Here is a 2206-nt window from a genome sequence, read left to right as displayed (position 1 = left end):
AACATCATATAGCATTTTTACATTTTTTCTTATATAAATATAATTTTCTATTTCACTTATTTCACTTTTACCCACAATTAATCTATCTTTAAATCCTTTTAATGACAAACCATATTTATCTAATATATCAATACTACTTATCAATTATAATATCTCCCCTGTCTATATTGTCTGTTTGACAATGGCTTCTCCTGCATTATCATTGCCGTTTATATACGCATCAAACAGGTTATTTTAATTAATATTTGAATATATAAAGATAATAATCAATTAATTAATAACCCACCTTCATTCCGCTTCTTCCATATCATATTCTAAACATTCCCCATATTTTTCTTTTAGTATTTTCACCCATCGCTTTATAGCTCCCCACATACCATCAGAATGTCTCCAGCCTTCCCAGTCAAAACATTTACTTAACTTTTCTTTATTATTGAAAACCGCCTGCATAACTACAGGTTTTATCTGCTCTGATATATGAAATGGTGCCGGTTTGAATTCCCGTCTTTCATACATTACAGCGCAAAAGAAAACTCGAAACGCACAGTATACCTCTTCAACATCTCCCTCACACATTTCTTTAATTGCTTCAATAATCATATCCGGAATATAGTCATACCCACCCTCGTTATACAGTGCATAAATCCCTCTTGATATAAGATTATCCCAATCCGTAACATCCGCATCCGGTGGAAAGCCATAATAATAAAATTCGCAACGATACTCACCCTTTCCCTCTAACAATTTGACCATATCAGCACATTCTACGGCTTTTCTTGCAATTCCTATGTAATCAATCATGTTCGCACCCCTTTTATCAGTTATCAATACTACTTATTAATTACAATATCGCCCCTCTACTACATCAGAGTCAAGCATCTTTGCTATTTTTTAATATCTTATATCTATTAACGCATATAGTTTTTATGGATAACTATTTTCTTAAATATATCAATTTCAAAAATTATTCCCAATTCACAATATGCAACTAAGACATTTTCCGATTTTTTTATAATATTATCATATCCCCGTAATACCTTTGCACAAACTATATCATTAATTTTCCATACTTCATTTCCATAATAATCATACGCAATAATATTATTAGGAATTTCTTTATTTTCTCTTATCAACACTACAAAAATATCAGAGAAATAAATAATTTTTTTAATAGTTGTATCAAAAATTATACTCTTATTATTTATTTGAATTTTTTCATTATATACTTTTATCATATCATCTTGCTCCCATTTATTTCAGCTCAATTATATTACTAAACCACTTGTCCTCCAAAAGCACATCTTTGATAGCATACTGTATATATCCCCCAAGAGTTCCCCAAATTTCTTATGGGCCTACAATACTTACTTCTAAAATAATATCCTTAGGTATATCAATATATACTACTTTATCTGGGATTTGTGGTAATGAATATTTTTCTGCTATTTCCATTGCATTTAAACCAATAATGTCAGCAACTCTCAAAATAAATGGACTTTTTTGCATATTTATAGTTTCTAGTTCATCACTTATATTAACACAATCATCAATTGATTAATAATCCACCTTCATTCTGCTTCTTCCATATCATATTCTAAACATTTCCCATATTTTTCTTTTAGTATTTTCACCCATCGCTTTATAGCTCCCCACATACCATCAGAATAGCTCCATCCTTCCCAGTCAAAACATTTACTTAACTTTTCTTTATTATTAAAAACCGCCTGCATAACTACAGGTTTTATCTGCTCAGATATGTGAAATGGCACCGGTTCGAAATTTCCTTTTTCCTTCATTACAGAATTAAAGAAAAATCGAAACGCACAGTATACCTCTTCAACATCCCCCTCACACATTTCTTTAATTGCTTCAATAATCATATCCGGAATATAGTCATATCCCCCCTCATTATACAATACATAAATTCCTCTTGATAAAATACTGCCCCAATCGGTTATATCTATTCCTGCAAGACCATAATAAAAAAATTCACAATGATACTCACCCTTTCCCTCTAACAGCTTTACCATATCATCACATTCTACGGCTTTTCTTGCAATTCCTACATAATCAATCATGCTCGCACTCCCTTTTATCAGTTATCAATACTACTTATCAATTATAATATCCCCCTGTCTATATTGTCTGTTTGACAATGGTTTCCCCTGCATTATCATTGCCGTTTGTATACGCATCAAACAGGTTG

4 protein-coding genes are annotated in these 2206 nt (G+C 31.3%); all 4 read right to left on the bottom strand.

All coding sequences use genetic code 11. From position 1 onward, the window contains the following. Positions 1–288: 288 nt before the first annotated feature. The 4 genes from GT641_RS12840 to GT641_RS12825 all read right to left on the bottom strand — a co-directional run bounded on the left by GT641_RS12840 (position 289) and on the right by GT641_RS12825 (position 2078). Positions 289–801 carry a hypothetical protein gene (locus GT641_RS12840; RefSeq protein WP_161117738.1) on the bottom strand — a complete coding sequence of 171 codons (513 nt, stop codon included), beginning with the start codon at positions 799–801 and terminating at the stop codon, positions 289–291. Between the two features lie 107 nt (positions 802–908). Beyond that, entirely contained in the window at positions 909–1235 is a 327-nt protein-coding gene (locus GT641_RS12835) for a hypothetical protein (protein ID WP_161117737.1), read from the bottom strand. Positions 1236–1347: 112 nt separating this feature from the next. Further along, positions 1348–1506 carry a hypothetical protein gene (locus GT641_RS12830; RefSeq protein ID WP_008402577.1) on the bottom strand — a complete coding sequence of 53 codons (159 nt, stop codon included), beginning with the start codon at positions 1504–1506 and terminating at the stop codon, positions 1348–1350. 62 nt (positions 1507–1568) lie between these two features. Further along, positions 1569–2078, bottom strand: coding sequence for a hypothetical protein (locus GT641_RS12825; RefSeq protein ID WP_008402576.1), 510 nt, complete (start codon positions 2076–2078; stop codon positions 1569–1571). Positions 2079–2206 lie beyond the last annotated feature (128 nt).

Source organism: Clostridium sp. BIOML-A1 (assembly GCF_009874105.1).
Taxonomy (GTDB): domain Bacteria; phylum Bacillota; class Clostridia; order Lachnospirales; family Lachnospiraceae; genus Coprococcus.
Note: the sequence above shows the minus strand (reverse complement) of the source record. Positions and strands in the feature narration are given on the sequence as shown.

What these genes read in the sequence shown, in the direction of transcription:
- GT641_RS12825 (WP_008402576.1), bottom strand. Translation starts at nt 2,078, where the DNA reads ATGATTGATTATGTAGGAATTGCAAGAAAAGCCGTAGAATGTGATGAT.
- GT641_RS12835 (WP_161117737.1), bottom strand. Translation starts at nt 1,235, where the DNA reads ATGATAAAAGTATATAATGAAAAAATTCAAATAAATAATAAGAGTATA.
- GT641_RS12840 (WP_161117738.1), bottom strand. Translation starts at nt 801, where the DNA reads ATGATTGATTACATAGGAATTGCAAGAAAAGCCGTAGAATGTGCTGAT.
- GT641_RS12830 (WP_008402577.1), bottom strand. Translation starts at nt 1,506, where the DNA reads ATGCAAAAAAGTCCATTTATTTTGAGAGTTGCTGACATTATTGGTTTA.